A 20,827-nucleotide genomic window follows, 5' to 3' on the forward strand; every position below is an offset into this window, starting at 1 on the left:
TCTTCCTGGAACTCCCAATCTATTATTGACTGAAAATAATATACTCCAAGGGAATTGCTACCATAAAGCTGGTCCCAAAAGCTGGTCCCAGAAATCTTCATTTTAGAATATCAAGAGCCCAAACCTCGAATTGAATTAAAATAAGAATGCAGAAGAACAGAGCCAGCAAGTCTATATTTTTGGAAATAGTGTTGCTGCCACACAAAGATTCGTGGTAACTATTGGATTTTGATTCATAGGATAGAGCCAATGGTGTGCAAACGAAATTCCCACCTCAATTAACCCGCATACTATGCCTTCTACACCGCTTCAGAAAGCGTCTTGTACAATGCAAAGTACACTGTCAATACAATCACCTTCCACAACATTTACTTCAATGAATAGCCGGAGGGATTATTCAAAAAGTCATGCAAAAACATCAGCATAAATTATCCCGAAACCATCATTAAACGCTTCTGAAAATCTGGATAAATCACCGATGGATTCCGGTGCTTTGTAGTAAGAGAGTACTGAGACTGTAACCCTACCATAGTCTGCGCTCTTCCTAAAGCTTATCAAGTAATAACCATCTTCCAGCCAATAGACCCCTGCGGACTCCTCTATCCTGGAATCCAGATGAGTCATGCAAAGTTCTGCACCTGTTGGGGTAATAGACTTTGATATCAGTTCAAAATCATTCCACTCAATTAATTCACTGGTGACCGGGTCATCAATCATGGAAGCCAATTTATCCAGTTCAACCATTACTTCATGACTTGCTCTTTTCCCTCCATACAGAGAATAGTTGGCCAAAAGTATTTCCAAGGTTACCGGAAATATGTTCATGCCACTTCCATTTTAGGAAGCTCCTCATATGCCTCTTGAATAAGCACCTCCGGCACGTTTGAGTCTTCAGACCGGGAAGTGATCAACCTGCTGATCGTATGTGTATCCATGGATTCATAATCAAATGGAGCCATGAGTTCACGGATTTCCTCTTTTTTAATATCATTGGAAAGCCATTTAACAGCAGCATCATGATCCAAAATCAAGGGCATCCGTTTTTTGGTATTATGGATCTGCTCCATCAGCGGGTTGGCAGCAGTAGTAATAATGGAACAGGTTCTCTTGATTTCTCCACTCTCTTTATCCAGCCATTCTTCCCAGATCCCACCCATTCTGAAATATCCTTCACTTTTAGGATAGATATAATAGGGGTAGGTCTTTTTGTTGTAGTGCCTCCATTCATAGAACCCTGAAACAGGAATTATGCAGCGTCTCTTTAAAATAGCAGCCCTGAAAGAAGGAAGTTCAAAAATAGTTTCGGATTTGGCATTCAGTGTTTTGTTGGCAATGTCAGCTGCCTGATCGGGAGACTTCACCCAAAAGGGAACTAACCCCCACTCCATTTCCTGAAGCTCTGCCAGGTCATTTGCCAGCACCAATAATTGGGGATGTGCAAAGCCATTCAGATGGTATCCAACTTTTTCTTTGGCAACTCTTTTGTGAGGTTTTACCTTAAATTCAGAACTGAAATCCAGTTCCAATTGCTCTCCTTCTTGATTGACATTATAGCACATAAGAAAACAGCTTATAAATTCACTTTAATATAGCTATTTCCGTGCATTATTGAAATGCCTTAAATATGGGTCAAGCTTCGGATCAACCGGACTATAATTAACTACACCAACGTCTTTCCTAACTTGCCTTCTTATCCTTCAGTCCCACCTTTTTCATCGAACTGACTTCCAAAGCAAAAACCCCGAATTCCTGAACCACCCTGCCCTTCAGCCTATAGAATCCCCTTCCCTGGAACGGGAACCGTCTTAGTGTATTGGGAAAATGTACCGTATCCAGCCAATCCCCCTGGGGATCCAAAAATGTCCCAAAGGCCATGTATTCCCTGTTGACCGTGCGTACATCCTTGGTTGTCACCAACTGCCCGAGGATTTCAACCGTCCTGCCGAGCAGTCCCCCGATTTCTGCTGCCATCACCGTACCCCTTCCGTCATCCGCACACAGCCTGAACATATCGGTCAGGGCAAAGCCAAGTACATTAATCTCATCTATGGCATCCTCCAGGGGATAATCCGGGAAATCCGGGAGCACAAACTCCATCGGCGGTTCCCTAAACAGTGCAGGGGCATCAATGGGCACCGCATGTCGCTTTTGCAGAAAATTGGTCTGCCACAGCAGTTTCTTTTTTCCCAGTCCCGTAAACCCAAATGCCCCCACACTGATCAGGATATTGAGCATTTCAGGACCTGCATGCGTACGCCCGATAAAATCGTGCAACCCCAGATACGGACCTGATTTTTCACGCTCGGTCAGTATCCGCTCACAGAGTGATTTCTCCAGCTGCTCAATATGGATCAGACCCACAAACACATCATCCCCTGAAATATTGGTCAGGTAATCACTGTTGTTTACGCAGGGCGGATGGACGGTCGCCCCTGTCCGTTTCAACTCATGGAAATAAAACTCGGTGCTGTAAAATCCCCCGAAATTGTTGATGACCGCCACCATAAATTCCTTGGGATAGTACGTCTTCAGATACAGACTCTGGTAGCTCTCCACCGCAAATGAGGCCGAATGTGCCTTGGAAAAGGAATAGCCCCCGAAGGATTCTATCTGCCTCCACACTTCTGCAGTCACTGCTTCCTCATAGCCCATTTCCCTGCAGTTGGAAAAGAACTTCTCACGTATCTGGTTGAATTTATCATGACCCCGGTATTTGCCGGACATGGCACGCCTGAGTATATCCGCCTCTCCCATGTCCATTCCACCAAAATGGTGGGCAACTTTGATCACATCCTCCTGATACACCATCACCCCGTAGGTTTCCTCCAGCAGTTCCTTCATCCTGGGATGCAGGTAGACAATCTTCTTGGGATCATGGAAGCGCTCGATGTACTGCTTCATCATCCCTGACTGGGCCACTCCAGGACGGATAATGGAGCTTGCTGCCACCAGCGTAAGGTAATCTTCACACTTCAGCTTGGTAAGGAGCTGGCGCATGGCCGGGCTTTCTATGTAAAAGCATCCTATGGTATCCGCGCGTTTAATCTGGTTTGCCACTTTGGGATCAGCCATAAACTGCTCCACCCGGTGGATATCAATATCAATCCCCCTGTTCTGCTTTACCAACCGGATTGCTTCCTTGATATGTCCCAGGCCTCGCTGGCTGAGGATATCCAGTTTGAACAGGCCTATCTTTTCGGCTAGGAACATATCCACCTGTGCGGTACAAAACCCCTTGGGCGGCATTTCATTGACCGTATACTGATAGATCGGCTTTTCAGAAATCAACATGCCCCCGGGATGGATGCTGTGATGGTTGGGAAAATTCTCCAACAGCTTCCCGTACTTGAGGATGGTACGCTGGATCTTATCCTCGTTCATAGGTTGGTCTTTGCCTCTCACCAATAGATCTATTTCCTCCTTGGGCAGACCAAACACCTTTCCGAGTTCCCGGATCACCGCCCTGCGCTGGAATGTGCTGTACATCCCCAGAAGCGATACATGATCTTTCCCATAGCGTTTGAAGATGTAATCAATGACCTCGTCCCTGTCCTTCCAGGAAAAATCAATGTCAAAGTCCGGCGGGGAAGTCCTGTTGGGATTTAAAAAGCGCTCAAAATACAGGTCCAGTTTGATCGGATCCACATCGGTAATCTTCAGGCAATAGGCTACAATGGAGTTGGCACCGCTTCCCCTTCCCACATGGTAAAAGCCCCTGTTCTGTGCATAGCGGATCACATCCCATACAATGAGAAAGTATGCATTGAAATTCAGCTCGTTGATGATCTTCAGTTCCTTGGCCACCCGCTGCCGTGCAACCGGATTGTTTCCGTACCGGTAGTCAAGCCCCTCCATAGCCAGCTTTTCCAGCAGGATCCTGTCATCCTCCGGTGAGGCTGAAAAATGCCGCTTGTTCTTGTCTGTATGGAGCTCCGTCCGGATACTGCAGGCATCTATCAGCTGCAGCGTGTTGGTGATCATGACCGGATGGTTGCGGAAAGCAGCCATCAGCTCTGCCTCCGGTACAAACATTTCATTCGGAGCCGCAAAATCTGCTGCTCCCAGTTTGGTGATCAGGGTATTCTTCCCGATTGCCCTGAGCAGCCGGTGTACGTTGAAATAGGTTTTATTCTGGAACGTCACCGGGTGTCGGATCAGCCACTTTTTTGGAAATGCCTGCAATTCCTCCTTTTTAAGGCGGTTCAGCTCCCCTGCCAGCACCCCAATCAATTCATGGTCCTTCAGCTCCCCGGCCCCAAATTTCCCCACAGGATAAACGATAAAAACCCCCGAAAAGCAGTCCGGTCTTTCAGGAAAAGGCAGTTCCTCCTGCAGGTGCACGGAAAGGAAGCGGTTGATTTCAAGTAAGCCTGTATCGTTTTTTGCCAGGAGCACATAACAGAGCTCATCCCCGTTTCTGATCTCTGCCCCCGCAATGGGTTTGATATTTTTACCCCTGCAGAAATCCACAAAATCCCAGAGATCCGCCGTGCTGTTGATATTGGTCAGTCCCAGTACGGGCAGCCCGAAATCCGCTGCGGTCTCCACCAGCTCTTTGGTGGAAAATGTACCATACCGGTAGCTGAACCATGTTTTACAGTTGATGAACATATCAGGCTCCTGTTAATGTGATTGCCCGGGTAATGCTGTCAGAACCGTAGCGGTTCTTGATCCAGTCAATGGCCTGGTACAGGCTCACTTCCTCTTCAGTATGCTCAAACAGATCGATCTGCTGGTTTCCCTGTACCAGATGGCTCAGCTTCACCCCGACCAGACGCACAAGCATCCTACGGTCGTAGAGCTTGGCAAAAAGCTCCTTTGCCCGTTGCAGCAACACCTCATCCGAGCTGTTGTAGGAGATCATACACTGCCGGCTTACCGTATCGAAATTCGAGTACCGCAGCTTTACGGTAATGCATCCGCAGAGTTTCTGCTTCTGCCTCATTTCAAATGCGACCTTCTCAGTCATGCGGACCAGCTGGGCATGCAGGAAATGCATATCAATCGTATCTGATTCAAAGGTGGTCTCTGTACCGATGCTTTTCTGTTCCGTATAGGGTATTACCGGGGATTCATCAATCCCGTTGGCCTTTCTGGACAGCTCAATGCCTGATTTTCCCAGCAGGTTCTGCATCATGCGAAGCGGTATCTCGGAAAGCAGTTTAATATTCTCCACCCCCATCCGCTCCAGCAGCACAGAGGTTTTCTCCCCCACCCCGGGCATCCTGCGGATAGGCAGCGGGGCCAGGTAAGGCTTCTCCGTCCCAAAAGGAACGGTCATCTGCCCGTTGGGCTTGGCATCATGGGTGGCAACCTTGGAGACCAGTTTGTTCACAGCCAGGGCATAGGAAATAGGCAGTCCCGACTCTTTGTAGATTTTTGACTTTAGTTCAGCGGTAAATTTCCCGCAGCCGAAAAAGCGATCCATCCCGGTGAGATCCAGGTAAAACTCATCGATGGAGGCTTTCTCCATCAACGGCACCTGGTCCTGGATTACCTCGGTCACAAGGCGGGAATAACGGGTGTATCCGTCGTAATCCCCTTTGATATAAAAGGCATTGGGACAGAGTCTTTTGGCCAGCCGCATGGGCATGGCCGAATGCACACCGAATTTGCGCGCCTCATAGCTACAGGAGGATACTACCCCTCTGTCAGAGCTTCCTCCGATGATGACGGGTTTATTCTTCAGGGCATCGTTTTTCAACCGCTCCACGGATACAAAGAAGGTATCCAGATCCATATGCACAATATGCCTTTCCATTATCCAAAATAAGTAGTATATTTGATACAATTAGTATCAAATTTCAACTTCTAATTGTATCAAATAAAAATGGCAATTCAAACATATTTTTGGGCAGGCAATCTTAAATTCCTGAGAAAGAGGAAAAAATTCAGCCAGGATGAACTCGCCGAAAAGCTGGGTATGACCCGAGTAAAACTCAATGCCCATGAAAGCGGCCGGACCAAATCCCCTCCGCTGGATGATCTGCTGCTCTGCGCGGACTTTTTCAGGATGAGTGTGGATACTCTGCTCCGGATAGATCTCTCCAAGCTCAGTGAATTAAAACTTCGTGATCTGGAAGCAGGGAATGACATATTTCTGAGCGGATCAAAAATGCGTGTACTGGCGACCACCGTGAATTCTGCCAACGAAGACAATATCGAAATGGTACCGATAAAGGCCAAAGCGGGCTACCTGCAAGACTATGGGGATCCTGAATTTATCAGCACGTTGCCCGTGTTTAATCTGCCTATTTTCACCGGGGGCAAAAAGTACCGCATGTTCCAGACGGAAGGCGACAGTATGCTTCCTGTTCCTGACGGGGCATTTATTATCAGCTCTTTCCTGACAGACTGGAAACTCAGCAAGGAAACACCCTGTGTTGTAGTGACTGAAGATGAGGGCATCAGTTTTAAGATGGTAAGTTTTAACCCGGAGAATAAAAGCTTTTCCTTAAGATCCTTGAACCCTCTTTATGCTGCCTATGAAGTGAAGGCAGAGGAAGTCCGGGAAATCTGGAAATTTGAGGCCACCCTGTCTAAGGAATTGCCGACAGAAACGTTGACACTCCAGCAGATCGGGTTAAGCATAGCGGAGATCAACAGAAAGCTGGAAAAACTGGAAAGCTGAAACAAACAGTTTCCGGAACAGGGTATTTAGATGGCTGTTGCACCTGAATTTACAGTGTATACCCAATAACCAGTTTTTTTTCAGAAGGCATGGTTACTACACGGTTGTTGTAAAACGTTTTTCATTCATTGCATTCGCACAAATTTTCCAGAATGAGAAATCACGTGCAAATTCACACGCATTCTAAATTCTAGCGTGTCTTTTTTGCAATCAGCAATTTCGTAGTATGCTTGTCCGTTTGAAGTTAATGCTTTTTGAAATTCAGTTAATGAGTCCGTTTGTTTTTCAAGAGACTTTAGTCTAAAAGAATTCTCTCCAAGATTTTCAATCTTATATCTACGATTCAATTCAGAGTTTATCTCTGTTAAGTTTTGTCCGTCTATTACGAACTCAAATTTTGGATAGTCCGAATACCGTTTGTCATAGATGACTTTATACTTTCCGTTATTCAAATCGCAATTCTTATCAGCGCATTTAAATCCGAAACAGAATAATATTAATATATACAGAGTTTTTTTCATAATGTTTTACAACGGGATTCAGCTTGGAAACGGCTGGCATTCTGAGTTGTTCCCTTCCTGCCTACTCCTAACTTCTTAAAGATACTGATTTTCATAGTTACTCTGAAACGCCCGCTGGATCCAAAGTGATGTTATGGGCTTTTTTCTTTAGAAGAAGACTTTCAAATCGTTTAAAGATTTTCTGAAGTATAAAATATTTCCCTTCAAAAAGACCGTTTTTAATCTCAACTACATCACCTTCTGGGTATCTTATTGTTAAATTCATCTCACCAGTTCCTGGAAGGGGTAACAACTCTTTTTCTGGATAATCCCAAATTTCAATGATTTCAAAAAGTTGATGGAGTTGATTAATGCTTAATGTATCCAGTTGAATTTCGTGTTTTCCTATCATCTCTGAATAAAGTTCTCCTTCATATGTTACTCTACCAGATTCGTCAATTTCCATCCTAAAAACTGGCAATCTTCCTTCATCAATTCCAGCTTCAAAGATTAAGGAATTAAATTTTTTGGGATTTCCTTTGGAGACTCTTTTAAATTTTAATGTATCATTATCTTGGTTGATTGCTATTAAATGAAGGTTATTAAGGTCGAAGAAATCAATTTTACCAACGCTCTGTAAATCAGAATCTTCAATAATCAAAGTATCATTCTTTATTGAATAAAAGAAAAACCCATAACTGTCCCAAAATGGATTAATCATGGTAGAATTTTGAATCAAAATAATTTGTTCACCATCTTGCCAAATACCTGTCAGGTCAAAATTTAATGCTTCATCTTTGCTATCACTGCAGGAAGATAACATTATGCCAAAAAGTAAAATATATAGGTTTTTCATATTCTTCTAATTGCCCACAACGGCTCCGTTGCAACAGCAGTTTCATCGTTCGTGCTACGCACCCGACGAAAACCTAGTTGTTAGGTGCTGATTTTCATTTTAATCCTAACTCTTGCTTAACTGCTGGTAACAAAAATAGATCTTCAGTCTTGTGTAATTCTATAATTCCTTCTCTCGTCAGGATTTTATTTGTCAAAGGATTTATATGATTCAAAAAGAGTTTTTCCATTTTTTCTATCCGCTGCGGATCAGTTAAATTATTTTCTAAGACAAATAAGTCTTGAAAGTCATTACTTGGTCCATGCATTATGTCAGCAACGTCATGCTTAACCCAATCCTTTTCCTTTTTGAATGTCCTGCCGTAAGCTAGTTTGAAGTTGACCTTGATTCGGAGATAATATAATTTACTGTAACTGGATTTTCTTAAAATCAATGCTAAGACACATTCTTCAGACTCTTTAAACCAAGCCCCAAATTCCGTAGCGAACCCGTTTTTTAAAGCAAAGTCATTAAAAGCTTTTTTAAATTCTTTAGTGTCCATTCAATTGTTTCTCATTACCAAAATTGCACCTAATACTTGTAGTTACAGCACTCCCGCTACCCTATTGCATCTATATCGCCATTGTCCACAGGTCTTCGGGGTTCTCCTGTGACCAAATTAAGAATTTCGTCGATCCCATCAAGCGGGCTTTGGATGTTTTTATTGGAAATAGACAATACATGAGTATAGATTTCAGTCGTCTTGCTGCTCCCATGGCCTAAAAGTGCCTGCACATAGCGTAGATTTGTGCCCTTTTGAAGCAAATGAGTAGCAAAACTATGACGAAGGGTATGGACTGTTGCCCAAGGATTCGAATTACTTTTTTCAATCGCCCCCCTAAAAACAGCTTGTATACTCGTAGCAAAATATTGTCCACCCTCCTGCCCTTCAAACAGCCAGTAGCTTGGTTTATATTCCTTGTAATACTGTCTTAAAAGCACCAATAATACAGGAGAAAGTACCGTCTTCCGGTCTTTTTTGTTTTTTGCTCCTTTGATGAAAATATATCCTTCATCGGAATGAATATCCCGATTCCTCAGTTTGATGGCCTCACTAATTCTCAATCCAGCACTATAAATAAGCATCAAAATCGCCCTATGCTTGAGATTGTCCACACTTTGTAGGATAACTTTTACTTCCTGCTGACTGAGCATATTTGGAAGGGTCATGCTTTTCTTTGGGCGCTGTATATCATAAATCGTTCGCTCTCTGCCCAGAACATGCTCATAATATGCCTTTATAGCATTTATAATCGTATTCTTCGCACTTTCCGAAATCTTATACTTGGTGGTCTGATGGTATACAAAGGCTTCTATTTCTTCCTTGGTAATATCTTTGAGCCTACGGCTTTCGAAAAAACCTAAGAACTGAGATAAAGAAGAAGTATAATTTTTGATCGTGGAAGGACTATAGGCTTTTAGGGTAAGTTTTTGTTTCAGATCAGCCAACACCTGAACAGATTACTGATTTAAGGTTTTTACTGAAATACTAACCTTTTTCTCAGCCTGCCTGATCTCGAACTTGCCTGTATAAACACGCATAATCAACTCTCAATTTTCTTTGGTATTGACCAAGCTCCAGAGTTTTTGGTTGGAGTGATAAAAACTTGTGTAGAGCGCTTTCAATTGCTCCCGCTCCTGTTTTAAAGGATAAGGAATGAATATTTTGATACGACTGGCGTTGGGTAGTGAATGATAAATCAGTATTCGTTGAGCAGTTTCCATGACTTTTTGAAACCAGTTTACTAAACTTAGGTCTTAAATGCTGGGGAATAAACGTTTGTAGTAGATTGTAAACATTTGTAGTCAATTTGGTCGGACTTACTCTTAAACTCTCCATAGCCCTGATTTGACCCAACAACTGTAACTCATTACAAGTTTTATCAAAACAATAAATATAAAGTTTCTATTCATTAAATATGCCCATCCATCTCATCCTTTCACCTATACCCCTTTTCGTAGTTTTCAGAGAGAATTACCTCAAAATCAAATGCCCCAACTCAGGTGTGTCAAACACCCTTTCCATTTCCATTCTGATAATCTCCTCCACTTCGCGCTTGATACTCCTATAGTTTTCCTCCACCTCCTCTTGGGTGATTTCCCGAACTTTAGGGATGTCCTTATAGCTTTCTTCCTCCCGCTTCAGCGCTATATGATCATTAATGATCTCAGCATGAAAAGCTTTCAATGTGATCTTCTGTTCAGGTGTGTCTGCTACCATTCCCACAAATTCACCGGAGGAAAGTGCTGATATGGTAGAAGCAGGAACGGCCTGATCCAGTTGGGTTGATTTGCTCAGGGAGGTTTCTGAACTATTGATTGAAATGCTCTCCCTGTTTTGGATAATCCTTCCAAACCTTTCGGAAAGTTGCTTTGCGGTATCGCCCAATACCTGCCCACTAATGAAATTCCCTACCGTATTCATGATCACATCTGCCTGTTCTCTGCCGTAATCCTTTCTCAACTGGCTGTAATCCTGTACGCCTAAGCAGGTGGCCACCTTGTTGGACCGCGCAGTGGCAATCAGGTTATCAATCCCGTTGAAATAAATCGTAGGAAACTCATCAAACACCAGACTGGATTTCAGTTTACCTTTTTTGTTTACCTGCTTGACAATCCTTGAAATATAGAGGGAAAGCACGGCTCCATAGACCTGCTGATTCTGGGGATTGTTTCCCATACAGATGATTTTAGGTGCATCGGGATTGTTCAGATCAAGCGTGAATTCACTCTCTGAAAGCACATAATAAAGCTGCGGGGAAGAAAGCCGTGCGATTGTAATTTTAGCACTTGCCACCTGACCTTCCAGTTGATCAAATGCCTTTTTGACCAAAGCAGAGACAAAAGGATTCACCAAAACTTCAATTTCTGGTTCTGTCCGGAGCACAGTAAACAGCCTCTCGTACTCTACCTGCATCAGTTCGATGACATGGGGTAGCGTACAGTATTTGCCACGCCTGTATTTTTTGAGAAACCAGATGATTGCAGTAAGGAAATTAATGGAGCTTTCCACGAAGAAGTCTCCCTGCTTTTTAATCCACTCCCTGTTCAGTCCAAGCATAATAGTACGGGCAGCTTCTGAGGCATCGGTAATGTCCAGCATGTTTTCCGGCTCCAACGGATTACATCGATGGGTATGGGAAAGTCTGTCAAAATTGATCGTGTAGAATTCCGGTTTCACCTTATACCCAGACAGGTTGTTTTGCAATGTATTGTAAGCAATGCGGGAGAGGTCATCGTACTTGAAGTCATAGACAAACATGGAAAAGCCTTTTTTAATGTGCTGGGTAATTACATGACGGATCACAAAGTAACTTTTCCCGGAACCCGGTGTACCGGCCACCAACAATGCGCGGAAGGGATTGATGATGTTGATCCATGATTTTCTGATGGTATCCTTAAGCCGGTATTGTGCAGGAAGATTAACCGAGTATTCATTTTCCAGGTAGCGCTCTTCCTGGGGAAATGTCTCGTTCAAATGATTAAATATTCCCTGATCAAACCGGTTCTTCAGCAACCGGCTCAGAAGTGCTCCTCCCCTGAGAATGAGAATGAACCCAAGACTGGTGACTGATATGTATATAATACTTACCGTATCCTCATTAAACGGAAGGTAAAAGACAAAAAAGCTGCCCGCATAGCTTACCAATCCACTGATCAGCGGCCAGCCTATCTGAGCCATTCTGAGTTTATCATCCTTCCTGCCTTTCGCACCGATTAAGGAAATCAGCAAAAGCACCAAGGCAAATACTTTGGAAACATAGAATTCATTAAACAGGCCTGTATCGCGAATATTGACCAGAAGCCTTTCTGAAATAGAATGCGTAAGCCCCCATTGATTGAACGAATGATAACAATAGTAATAGCTATGCAGACACAGCATTCCAATACTGGCCTTTCTGGTCAGATCAATAATCTTTCTTAACCCCTCGGTGTTTTCTCCGGTTTGCATAGGCTCAGTTTATTGAATACGTCTCTTGCTCCTTTTCTTTTCCTTTTGCCTTAGCCCATACGGGGTTGGATCTTCCGGCTGGTAAGAATTAAAGAAAATCTCCAGCCCGGGAATTCTGATGTCTGGCTCAGTTTCCTGCCCACTTATTCTTACCTCCTGCTCTCTTTCCGATGGATCGGGAAGCACATGGTCCTTTGAAAATCTAACAGAAAGCGCATTAGAGGATAATTCCCTGCCCAAAGCCGGACCGTTAAATACGCATCGGCTCACGTTATCTATATAGGTCACCCCGTATAGCCTTCCTTCTTCATTGATCCTAAGCAGCGGCTTGATTCCCTTGGTTCTGAGTCTGGAAGTAAATTCTTCCAGGGAACTGCAACTTTGCAACGTACCGTGAATTAGGCCCCGTAGCGTTTCCCTGTGCTGCTTTCTTGCTTCTTTGTTCCGTAAGAACAGCCTTTCCAATCTGGCCAAGGTAGGTCTGCAATAAAATGAACTGGCCTTCACAGGAACTCCTACCCGGTTCCCTGCCGTATCCAAAATCGAGTAAACCAGTCCTTTGTTTTTAAACATTGCACTTTCCTTTTCACCCCGGTATGCACATACATTGAACTGCCCCAACACTGCATTCAGCTCAGGAAGCGAAGCAAACTGATACGAACGTATTACCTCCTGAACAATATTGGATATGGAGGCTTTCGTTTCCCGTTTGCCATACGTAGCTTTCTCCAACGGCTGGGGCAAATTAACTTTTTGCTTCCGCTGCTCTTCTGCTTTTACAAGATGGTATCGCCCCTCAATTTCCTTTCGGGTCTGTTCTGACAGCACCTTGCCCAGGTTATGCGTTTCAATCCGCTTTCCTGAACTTGAAATATTGGTTGTCACAATATGCACATGTGGATGGGCAGCATCAAAATGCTGATACAGCAGGTAAGGTTGGTTTTCAAATCCAATCCCTTTCAAATAATCAGCGGCAATCTTTTGAAGCATAAACCCATCTACTTTATCCTTTGGGGAGAAATTGAGCGAAATATGTACGGTGTTTGTTTTCGTCCTTATATTCAACTTCTGCACCTTTTCAAATGATTGGATCTTATCCCTCACCGTAAGATTTTTAACCGCAAACCCTCCCATCTGTACCAGTTTTGCCTGCCCGTTTTTCACCTTCTGTTCATTGTATCGGATCACGACTCCGATAGTCTTTCCGGTACTAATTTTAGCAACCAACTAGGTTAGGGTTTTCAATCCTTCAATCAAGCTATGGAGCGCCTCTATTTTTGCATTTGTCCGCTCAAAGTAGGGGAGCATTTCCTTCACAAAAAACAGACGCTCTTTTGGATCAGCCTGCATATGAAAATAGTGCGTAATCTGGTTGAGATTCACCCCGATTGTGTTGAGCTCATTTCTGAGCAGCCCTAATTCTACCAGCGTGTTATCCAAGGATTCGTTTCGGGTGTTGAGGGTTAACTTTCTTTTGAAAAGCATGTCTCTAACGAGCTCACTTACTGTCTGACAATAGGCACTTCTTTTCAGCAGGATTTCCAGTTTCTCTATTTCAGTTGGAGTAAACCGGATCGTCTTACGTATGGGATAGTTTACTGTTCTCTTCTTCATGGTTCACTGGATTATAAAATTCGACTTCGGAGAAATTTTATCCCCACCCGCAACTCCGGCAGCGGTGGGCAAGATCGGATTGTGCCACAATCTTACATCTTTCTCATTGACAAAACGCAATGGGATTTCCAACCCGGTAAAGGTTTATTTACCGGAAGGGAGAAGGATTGTTTACAATTTGGATAATATCAGTTTTCCAGATTCCAGACCCAGTCATCAGCGGCCATCACCCAGTCACGGATAGCGGAACCCATTTCATTACGCCAGTCCATTCCCTGGTAATAGAAATAGAAGACTTCGGCTTCGGAAGACGGAACTTGAAGGGAGTTAAAGTAGGCCTGTACCTGTTCCAGTGTAGGAGGAACATTCCTGGAAAAGTTGAGATGCTGAGCTTCGAGATTCATAACGATTATCGTTTTTGATGAAGCTCAAAAGTGTGGAAGCTTAAGCTGGAAAGGTCACACTGAAATCAGAAGGGGGGTGGGGATAATTATTAGTTGGGAATTAGGCAAAATTCTGTATTTTCCCCATGAGTAAGAACAAAATCATTTCAAATGTTAATCTCATTGATATTTCGTAAAGAAGATTTTCAGAGAATTAGGAAACTTTAAATAGTGAGCTCTTAATTGCATTTTTTGTGAGCATTGATATTGTTTAAAAATTCTAATTGCTCCAGAAAGTGCGGAACCAATATGCGGCTGGTGTGTAAGACCATGGCCGCCTCACTCTTTTCGCAGGGATACGTGAAGCGACTTTGCATAATGAGCCAAAGCCAGTCAAAGGAATGAAGCGGCTTGAAGTTCTAAAAGCCTGCATTAAATGTAATCGGGGATTCTCATTGGATGTAGAATACCTAGCTAGTTTCTTGGAACGTACTCTTTGGAAGCTTGTAAATTGACTATCGAAGGCAAACTCAATTTTCAATGTTAATTGATCAGGATTGAGTACATTGTAGCGGAATCGTGGCGTACCAGTTTTTACCGAAATTTCCACGAGGTCTTAAATTGACCTGAATCCATCTATTATTTTTTTTAGGTTTCTGTGAATGATTTTCAAAAATCAATTTAGATAGGTGATTTTCTCTCAGAAAAAATTTACTGTTTCCGTTTTTCGTCATTTCCTTTAGGCAAGTTCATCTGAATTTACTTTCGATTCATTTGAGTCCTAAGAAATCCATCGATGGTTTTACCTGAACAAGTCGATAAGGCAGCAAAAGACAACCGTCATTAAATCACAAGTAAATATTACGAAAAATAAATTATCCAAAGGAGCAACAAAAATATTCCCTCCTCTATTAGAACGAATTTTAACAAAATCGATTTCTGAAAATCTCTATAAATTAAAATAATTCCTCTAACTTTTTAATAACTTTAGCCGATACATCCTTCAAGGATGTATCCGTTTTTGCGATTTGAAGAATGAATGTTTTAATGGTATCAAATCCAAAGGCTTCAATTCCATTGGCACTTTCCTTTTGAATAGTAGAATTTAGATCTTTAACCAATTTCCCCCTTAACTCTTTATTATCCCCTTTGAAATAGGTTTTGGATATAGCGGTTAAAATTGTTTGATAATCTAATTCTTTATAAGTATCTTTAGACTGAGTTGACTCATTCTCAACTTTGTACTCTTCTGGTTCTGATTCGCTTAGTTTTTCAATTTCAGCTGTAGTTTTTGCTTCCTTATGACCTTTAGGTTCAACTGTTTCTTCTGATTCCGCAGCCTTGCCTTTAACTTCTTTTTTATAAATACCTTGATTAGATTTAACTTTCTTTGGAAGTTTCGGTGCTATTTTTGACTTGTCTAATTTATCTTGTGGATTCAGTTTTGCAGTTTCTTTACCTTCACTGTGATCCTTGTTTGTAGGCTTTTCCTCTAACTCTAAAACTGGTTCTTTTTTTATAGTTATTTGCTTATCAAAAATTGGAGCTTTCGATAATCTATGGATGGATTCATAGAGTCGATCAAAAGAATGGACATATCCGAAAATTGAAAGCGCATATGCTAATTCAACTGGACAATTATTCTTTAGATCATAAATCTCGGATTCGATTTTTGTTAAATCAAAATCTTTGTCTTTCAGAATCCTATTTAAAGAAAGATATATGAAATATGATAGAAAAGTATTAAATTTACCAAATTCACTATTTAGTGTTTCTTTAACTTTGTTAATTCTTATTTTATCTTCACTATTTACAAATTCGATCAGTCTTTCAAACTCTAAGTATGCTTTAAATAACGGCTTGTTATTTAAAGCATTCAAGTTTTCACTAATGATCCTAAAGTAAGGGCCATTTTTCAAAGCATCTATAGGCGCCCCTAGAGTAATAAGCGTAATGCAGCCAAGCTTTAAAAAACTTTCAACATTTCCAGATGGAATAAAGCTTGGTGTCAGGTCAAATTTTATTAAATGATTTAGGGCTTTTTGCTCTTTTCCATCAAATGCTTCATGGCTAATCATTTTGATAACAATTCCCCTTAAATTGATTAGAAAACTATTATCAATCTGAAGGTCATATAAGCCTAAAATTTTGTTTACTGCGCTTATTCTAATCCTATCTTCCCTTATCCTTTTAATATCTCGTGTTAATTCTTCATTTAATGGGTCGTAAATGTTAAAATCTGGATTTAATCTGCTTTTTAAAGAGTTAAAGGCAAATCCCGATGTTGGAATTATTCCTAAAACACCATCAAATGAAATTCTAATTCCATTATTCATGTTGATTTTTTCCTTTACATACTCTAATAAAATGACTTCATCCTCGGATTCGAAGTAAGGCAAGGCCGATTCAATCTTTTTCGAAATCGATCTTACTGGAAGGCTGCCCAAAGAATTATAATCAAGGTCAATGATTCTATGAAGCGAAATTTCAGCTTCATTGTACTTAAAGAGATAATTGAATTTTTCCCTCTCAATTGCTATCAGGACTTTTCTCATATCCTACTGGGGTTTAGATAATTATATTTGCAGATGAATCTCCAATTTTTCTTATTTCAGTACCACCCAAAAATTTCTTAAATATGGAGTTCATAATACCAGTAAAAGTAACGATTAAATCTCTTTTTGAGCGAGATAAAGCCACCAAAGCCAAGGCATCTGGATTGTATGAGTGGGAAAAAGATGTGTCCGAAAATGGCAAGAAAACTGCATCAAAATCTAATCCTTTAGAGGAATGATAGGTTAGCATGACCATTCTATTCTCCCTTTCAGCATCTTGGAGAGAGCCATGACCATTACCAACAAACATTAAAGGGACTTTCTGAGATTTTAGATGAGCATTAAAGCTCTCTAAATCTAATTCTTCCCCCCATGGTTTTTCAACCATTTTTTGCTCCCAATTTGGTTTTTTTTCCAAACTCAAAACCTTATTTACAAAAGAAATTAAGTCTTCTTTTTTAAAAAAAATACTGGCAATCATTTCTCCTGGTCGAATATTATGGATCATCTTCATTTCACTCCAGACCCACTCAATTTCTTTGCTTCGGTCTAAGGTCGAAAGTACCCGGATATCAGTATTTTCTTTACCCACAAAAGACTGACTGCTAAATAGAGAATCATATACCCTCCGAATCATATTTAAAACGTTCAGAGGCAATCTGAAAATCATACTTAGCAAATGCTTGACGGGTTGAATTTGTTTGTCTATTTCTCCAACTGAGGTAGTTGGAAGTTTAAATGCTGGGTCTTTATCGTAAATGGACTGAGCAGCATCACCTGCAATAATCAATTTTCCGCAAGAATTTTTCAAACCTTCAATGAATTGAATTGGTAAATCCTGTACCTCATCACAAAATATTGCGTCATACCGAATTTTTCCTACTTTATATTTCATTTCATAGATAGTATGAAGTGGAATATTTTTATTTTTTAAAACAGGAATCTGTTTTAGGCCTGTGTCCAAAAGATCCTTAAGGGCGTGGGTAAATACAACAACTGCAACGTTGGAATTTGGGTTTTTCAGAATGTAATCACTCAATGAATAAAGCATCACTACTGATTTCCCGCTGCCTGCGTGGCCCTGTATCCAAGCTACATTTTGGTTCGAACCAATGTTTTTGATTATTTCTCTTTGTTGGGAAGACAATTTATCTTCTGGTACCATCCATTTCATAGGCTATTTTAATTTTGGGTTTAGGTGGGTTATTTTATTTTCAAAAAGGACTTCGCATTTTAGCTCTAAATCGGTGTCCACATAAAAAATAGCTTTGAAGGATTTACTTAGCAATCCAGATTCAAACAATAATTGATCATCTCCGTATATAATTTCAAAACTCGGAGTAGTTAATTCTACTTCCACTTCATTTGTAGGGCAAACTGTACCTTTTTCGAAAAGAATGAGATGAGGTAATTTACCAATCAAAAAAATATCATGATGTAAAACTGGGTTGATAATGTTTTTCCCAAAAAGGTGTTGAGCAAGGGATTGAAGCGCATTCCCTCGAGCAACTTGTTCCTGGATATTATCTGAAATGTTAATTTCAGAACTCTGGAACATTTCGAAAGTAAATCTTTGAATATAAGGATTTCTACTTCCTCCTCCTGTAAGGATGATTTTTGAAATTTGACCGACAATCAATTTTGCTTTCTTGAGTGCTGAAACAATTGTTTCTTGTACCCCATCATTTGCTTGCCAATAGTGAATCATTAGAAGTGAAAAATCTGAAAAACTTAAAGAAAGATTGTCTTCAAAATCAGTTAGGATTTCTCTTTGCTCATTTGAAAAAGCTATAGGGGGGAGTTGAAAATTAACTCGCCTGTCAGTGGTTATTGCTTTACAGAGTTTTAATTTCAGCCTTTCACAAAACCTTTCAATTTTGTTTTGAGGAATGCTTGAAGTGGGAGAAACCTTCAATTTATTTGCCATCAACGTATTAATTTTGTTCCCTCCAATCTCATTAATCCTTTCTACTGCCAAAAGTTTGGAATTGATATTGTCAGAATCTTTTTCTATTTGGACAATGGAGACGTCAACAGTTCCAGCTCCAATATCCAAAACAAGAATTACATCTGATTCTTCTAAAGTGCTGCCGGACTCAAAAACGTAATTTATTAAAGCTGAAATCGGCTCCTCTACTAAAGGGCTTGACTCCATATCAAATCCTGCTAATTCAGCACATTCTCGCAATTCATTTTTTTGTGTGATTCCATAATTGGCTGGTACACTCCACGTATAAAAAAATTCTGTACAAATAGGAAATTTGTTCTGCAATTTTTGATCGATACTTGCTTTCAGCCGAGTGAAAAATGTTATCAATCCATTTTTTCCATTGCTGATTTTTACCAGAGCATGGTCTCTTAATTCTGAATCCTTAAACTCTAATGAGGATAGGTTTCCTAAATTCGCTTTAAAACCATCCCAATAATTCTTTCCAAAGGTTAAATTTGGACCTAGTTCGGCAGCATGTTTTCCAAGCATAAATTGGTTATTGTTCAATGCCATCGCTGATGGTACTAATGGGGAACTTGATAGAAAACCATTTCTGTCCTTTTGGTCGATTTTCAAGGTATCTAAGTGGATTTGGCCATCCTGTATATAAGAATAACTTATTACTGTAACAGAGGTACCAAAATCTAATCCTACAAAAACCTTTTCATTTACATCCTTAAACTTTAACAAGTTTTCTTTTTGCAAAGGCTTATAAAGTCCTGGAAACCCTAATTTGTCTTGATTACTTTGTTCAAGAATCTGATCTTTGACCATCAAGAAATAATCATATTTTAGATGCTTTCTAGGTATAAGGCCATCAGAACTATTGAGTAAGTATTTTATTATCAGTTCACTCGGAGTTGCATTCAACGACAACATGGGTGAAGGTCCATTATTTTTGAGGGTTGATATCAACTCCTTCGGACCAAATTTGGCGACCAAATGATTCTCTATCTTTTGCAGAATCGCCCTAACCGAAAAGGTTAGATCAATCATTAAAAAAATTGCATTCCCATTTAGAATTTGAAAAATATGTTCAGCATTTTTAATGACTTGTGGATAGAATGTGCTACTCACTTCATTGATACAATTTTGGAATACTACAAGGTCTGCGTTACGAAATATAATATCGTTGGCTATTGTGTCCTCAATGCAGGTCAAATCGTATTTAATTGCCTGCCATCGTAAGTTGATACCTGACCTCAACTTCAAATCTTTCACTAACTCTTTTTTAACTATTTCATGACTATACTTCCAAGTTGAGGCATTTATATCAAGGATTGAAATAGATAATTCTTTTAAATTCGTGCATCTTTCATTCAGATACTTCAATAATCCAAATGCCTCTGAACCAGGTCCCCCTCCGATAAAAATTATTTTTATAGAATCTTTTTCATTTAGGAATTTAAAATCCCTCTCTTGAAAGATCTTTTGAATAAGTTGATAATAATGTGGGAAATAAGTCAATAAGTACGCGCTTTGGACTTTCTCCTCATGATATGGAACATAAACAAGCCTTGCTCTGTAAGCTACTCTAAGAGCTTTTACGGGCTCCTGAAGGGTAATTAAAAATTGATCAACTGGAAGTGAATTACTTTTACTAGAATCAATTCCATCCAATATAGCATCATAAATATTTCTCATTCCTTAATCGTTCTAAAAGTAAGATTGATTCTTGGTTGATTGATTTTTTTCTGCATAGGGATTTGATGTAACCAATGATGCTGAAGAGCTCCTTTCATGACGACCAAAGAACCTGGTGACAATTCAAGCCGTAATTTTTGATCTGGATCATCCTTGCGTTTGAGGTCAAACCTTCTGGTTACACCCAAGCTTACCGAGGCAATTGTGGGATTTATGCCTAATCCTTTTTCATTATCCGAATGCCAACTAACTTTATCATTTCCGTCTCGATAAAGATTGAGAAGTACGCTATTGAACCGTTCTTCTTTAAGAAAAAACTCTATCACTCTTTTGATGTCCAAAAGCTCTTTAGTCCAAGGTTCTGGGTTGCAAAGGATTCCCGAGTATTTGTAATTAAAACCATCATATCCATACCAGGCAGTTTTACGAGGAACAGGAAAGGTCTTGCCATATAGTTTGATTTCTTCTTGCCTCCAATTGACGTTATTCAATAGAGTTTTGAAATAGTCCTTCGCTTTATCTGAGGGTATAAAGTTGGGCATATACCAAACCTCTCCATCTTTCAAAAGATGTTTTTCAAAAGTTCTTGGTTTTGGTTCTTGTGATTGGTTGAATAGATCCATAATTTCTATGTGAAAATCTTTTAATAAAAGCTATTTTCCA

18 protein-coding genes are annotated in these 20,827 nt (G+C 40.6%); 1 reads left to right on the forward strand and 17 read right to left on the reverse strand.

Annotated elements, in window-relative coordinates; all coding sequences use genetic code 11:
* Positions 1-405: 405 nt before the first annotated feature.
* The 4 genes from AS141_RS16780 to dinB all read right to left on the reverse strand — a co-directional run bounded on the left by AS141_RS16780 (position 406) and on the right by dinB (position 5,761).
* Entirely contained in the window at positions 406-825 is a 420-nt protein-coding gene (locus AS141_RS16780; RefSeq protein ID WP_057938850.1) for a hypothetical protein, read from the reverse strand.
* Entirely contained in the window at positions 822-1,559 is a 738-nt protein-coding gene (locus AS141_RS16785; RefSeq protein WP_057938851.1) for an SOS response-associated peptidase, read from the reverse strand. Before AS141_RS16785 ends, AS141_RS16780 begins: the two co-directional genes overlap by 4 nt.
* A 118-nt stretch (positions 1,560-1,677) precedes the next feature.
* Complete coding sequence (locus tag AS141_RS16790) at positions 1,678-4,611, reverse strand: DNA polymerase III subunit alpha (RefSeq protein WP_057938852.1); 2,934 nt, start codon at positions 4,609-4,611, stop codon at positions 1,678-1,680.
* A 1-nt stretch (position 4,612) separates the two neighbouring features.
* Positions 4,613-5,761 (reverse strand): DNA polymerase IV, encoded by a 1,149-nt coding sequence (dinB, locus tag AS141_RS16795; RefSeq protein ID WP_057938853.1) that lies wholly within the window; start codon positions 5,759-5,761, stop codon positions 4,613-4,615.
* A 69-nt stretch (positions 5,762-5,830) separates the two neighbouring features.
* Here dinB and AS141_RS16800 point away from each other — a divergent pair, with 69 nt between their 5' ends.
* The gene (locus AS141_RS16800) at positions 5,831-6,631 is read left to right on the forward strand and encodes an XRE family transcriptional regulator (protein ID WP_057938854.1); all 801 of its coding nucleotides are present in this window, start codon (positions 5,831-5,833) and stop codon (positions 6,629-6,631) included.
* A 125-nt stretch (positions 6,632-6,756) separates the two neighbouring features.
* Here the strand turns inward: AS141_RS16800 and AS141_RS16805 are convergent, their stop codons facing one another.
* From AS141_RS16805 to AS141_RS16860, 13 genes are all read right to left on the reverse strand, one after another.
* The gene (locus AS141_RS16805) at positions 6,757-7,152 is read right to left on the reverse strand and encodes a hypothetical protein (protein WP_198293568.1); all 396 of its coding nucleotides are present in this window, start codon (positions 7,150-7,152) and stop codon (positions 6,757-6,759) included.
* 97 nt (positions 7,153-7,249) lie between these two features.
* Positions 7,250-7,987, reverse strand: coding sequence for a DUF6438 domain-containing protein (locus AS141_RS16810; RefSeq protein WP_157243516.1), 738 nt, complete (start codon positions 7,985-7,987; stop codon positions 7,250-7,252).
* A 94-nt stretch (positions 7,988-8,081) separates the two neighbouring features.
* The gene (locus AS141_RS16815; RefSeq protein ID WP_057938856.1) at positions 8,082-8,528 is read right to left on the reverse strand and encodes a hypothetical protein; all 447 of its coding nucleotides are present in this window, start codon (positions 8,526-8,528) and stop codon (positions 8,082-8,084) included.
* Between the two features lie 56 nt (positions 8,529-8,584).
* Positions 8,585-9,475, reverse strand: a complete 891-nt coding sequence (locus AS141_RS16820) for a tyrosine-type recombinase/integrase (RefSeq protein WP_198293569.1) — start codon at positions 9,473-9,475, stop codon at positions 8,585-8,587.
* Between the two features lie 102 nt (positions 9,476-9,577).
* Positions 9,578-9,751, reverse strand: coding sequence for a hypothetical protein (locus tag AS141_RS26890; RefSeq protein WP_198293570.1), 174 nt, complete (start codon positions 9,749-9,751; stop codon positions 9,578-9,580).
* Between the two features lie 250 nt (positions 9,752-10,001).
* On the reverse strand, positions 10,002-11,978 hold the full coding sequence (gene mobC / locus AS141_RS16825) for a conjugal transfer protein MobC (protein ID WP_057938857.1): 1,977 nt from the start codon (positions 11,976-11,978) through the stop codon (positions 10,002-10,004).
* 9 nt (positions 11,979-11,987) lie between these two features.
* Complete coding sequence (locus tag AS141_RS16830) at positions 11,988-13,205, reverse strand: relaxase/mobilization nuclease domain-containing protein (RefSeq protein WP_057938858.1); 1,218 nt, start codon at positions 13,203-13,205, stop codon at positions 11,988-11,990.
* Positions 13,206-13,592 (reverse strand): plasmid mobilization protein, encoded by a 387-nt coding sequence (locus AS141_RS16835; protein ID WP_057938859.1) that lies wholly within the window; start codon positions 13,590-13,592, stop codon positions 13,206-13,208.
* Positions 13,593-13,780: 188 nt separating this feature from the next.
* Positions 13,781-13,996: a hypothetical protein gene (locus tag AS141_RS16840; protein WP_057938860.1), complete on the reverse strand. Its 216-nt coding sequence runs from the start codon at positions 13,994-13,996 to the stop codon at positions 13,781-13,783.
* Between the two features lie 935 nt (positions 13,997-14,931).
* Positions 14,932-16,530, reverse strand: coding sequence for a hypothetical protein (locus tag AS141_RS16845; RefSeq protein WP_057938861.1), 1,599 nt, complete (start codon positions 16,528-16,530; stop codon positions 14,932-14,934).
* Between the two features lie 13 nt (positions 16,531-16,543).
* Entirely contained in the window at positions 16,544-17,704 is a 1,161-nt protein-coding gene (locus AS141_RS16850; protein WP_057938862.1) for an AAA family ATPase, read from the reverse strand.
* A gap of 3 nt (positions 17,705-17,707) precedes the next feature.
* A complete protein-coding gene (locus AS141_RS16855; RefSeq protein ID WP_057938863.1) occupies positions 17,708-20,164 on the reverse strand; it encodes an Hsp70 family protein in 2,457 nt (818 codons plus the stop codon).
* A complete protein-coding gene (locus AS141_RS16860; protein WP_057938864.1) occupies positions 20,161-20,787 on the reverse strand; it encodes an alpha-ketoglutarate-dependent dioxygenase AlkB family protein in 627 nt (208 codons plus the stop codon). The genes AS141_RS16855 and AS141_RS16860 overlap by 4 nt, the downstream gene beginning before the upstream one ends.
* Between the last annotated feature and the right edge of the window lie 40 nt (positions 20,788-20,827).

The sequence above is a fragment of the Algoriphagus resistens genome (assembly GCF_001442615.1).
GTDB lineage: Bacteria > Bacteroidota > Bacteroidia > Cytophagales > Cyclobacteriaceae > Algoriphagus > Algoriphagus resistens.

What these genes read in the sequence shown, in the direction of transcription:
- mobC (WP_057938857.1), bottom strand. Translation starts at nt 11,978, where the DNA reads ATGCAAACCGGAGAAAACACCGAGGGGTTAAGAAAGATTATTGATCTG.
- AS141_RS16810 (WP_157243516.1), bottom strand. Translation starts at nt 7,987, where the DNA reads ATGAAAAACCTATATATTTTACTTTTTGGCATAATGTTATCTTCCTGC.
- AS141_RS16805 (WP_198293568.1), bottom strand. Translation starts at nt 7,152, where the DNA reads ATGAAAAAAACTCTGTATATATTAATATTATTCTGTTTCGGATTTAAA.
- AS141_RS16800 (WP_057938854.1), top strand. Translation starts at nt 5,831, where the DNA reads ATGGCAATTCAAACATATTTTTGGGCAGGCAATCTTAAATTCCTGAGA.
- AS141_RS16850 (WP_057938862.1), bottom strand. Translation starts at nt 17,704, where the DNA reads ATGAAATGGATGGTACCAGAAGATAAATTGTCTTCCCAACAAAGAGAA.
- AS141_RS16835 (WP_057938859.1), bottom strand. Translation starts at nt 13,592, where the DNA reads ATGAAGAAGAGAACAGTAAACTATCCCATACGTAAGACGATCCGGTTT.
- AS141_RS16780 (WP_057938850.1), bottom strand. Translation starts at nt 825, where the DNA reads ATGAACATATTTCCGGTAACCTTGGAAATACTTTTGGCCAACTATTCT.
- AS141_RS16785 (WP_057938851.1), bottom strand. Translation starts at nt 1,559, where the DNA reads ATGTGCTATAATGTCAATCAAGAAGGAGAGCAATTGGAACTGGATTTC.
- AS141_RS16840 (WP_057938860.1), bottom strand. Translation starts at nt 13,996, where the DNA reads ATGAATCTCGAAGCTCAGCATCTCAACTTTTCCAGGAATGTTCCTCCT.
- AS141_RS16815 (WP_057938856.1), bottom strand. Translation starts at nt 8,528, where the DNA reads ATGGACACTAAAGAATTTAAAAAAGCTTTTAATGACTTTGCTTTAAAA.
- AS141_RS16855 (WP_057938863.1), bottom strand. Translation starts at nt 20,164, where the DNA reads ATGAGAAATATTTATGATGCTATATTGGATGGAATTGATTCTAGTAAA.
- dinB (WP_057938853.1), bottom strand. Translation starts at nt 5,761, where the DNA reads ATGGAAAGGCATATTGTGCATATGGATCTGGATACCTTCTTTGTATCC.
- AS141_RS16845 (WP_057938861.1), bottom strand. Translation starts at nt 16,530, where the DNA reads ATGAGAAAAGTCCTGATAGCAATTGAGAGGGAAAAATTCAATTATCTC.
- AS141_RS16860 (WP_057938864.1), bottom strand. Translation starts at nt 20,787, where the DNA reads ATGGATCTATTCAACCAATCACAAGAACCAAAACCAAGAACTTTTGAA.
- AS141_RS26890 (WP_198293570.1), bottom strand. Translation starts at nt 9,751, where the DNA reads ATGGAAACTGCTCAACGAATACTGATTTATCATTCACTACCCAACGCC.
- AS141_RS16790 (WP_057938852.1), bottom strand. Translation starts at nt 4,611, where the DNA reads ATGTTCATCAACTGTAAAACATGGTTCAGCTACCGGTATGGTACATTT.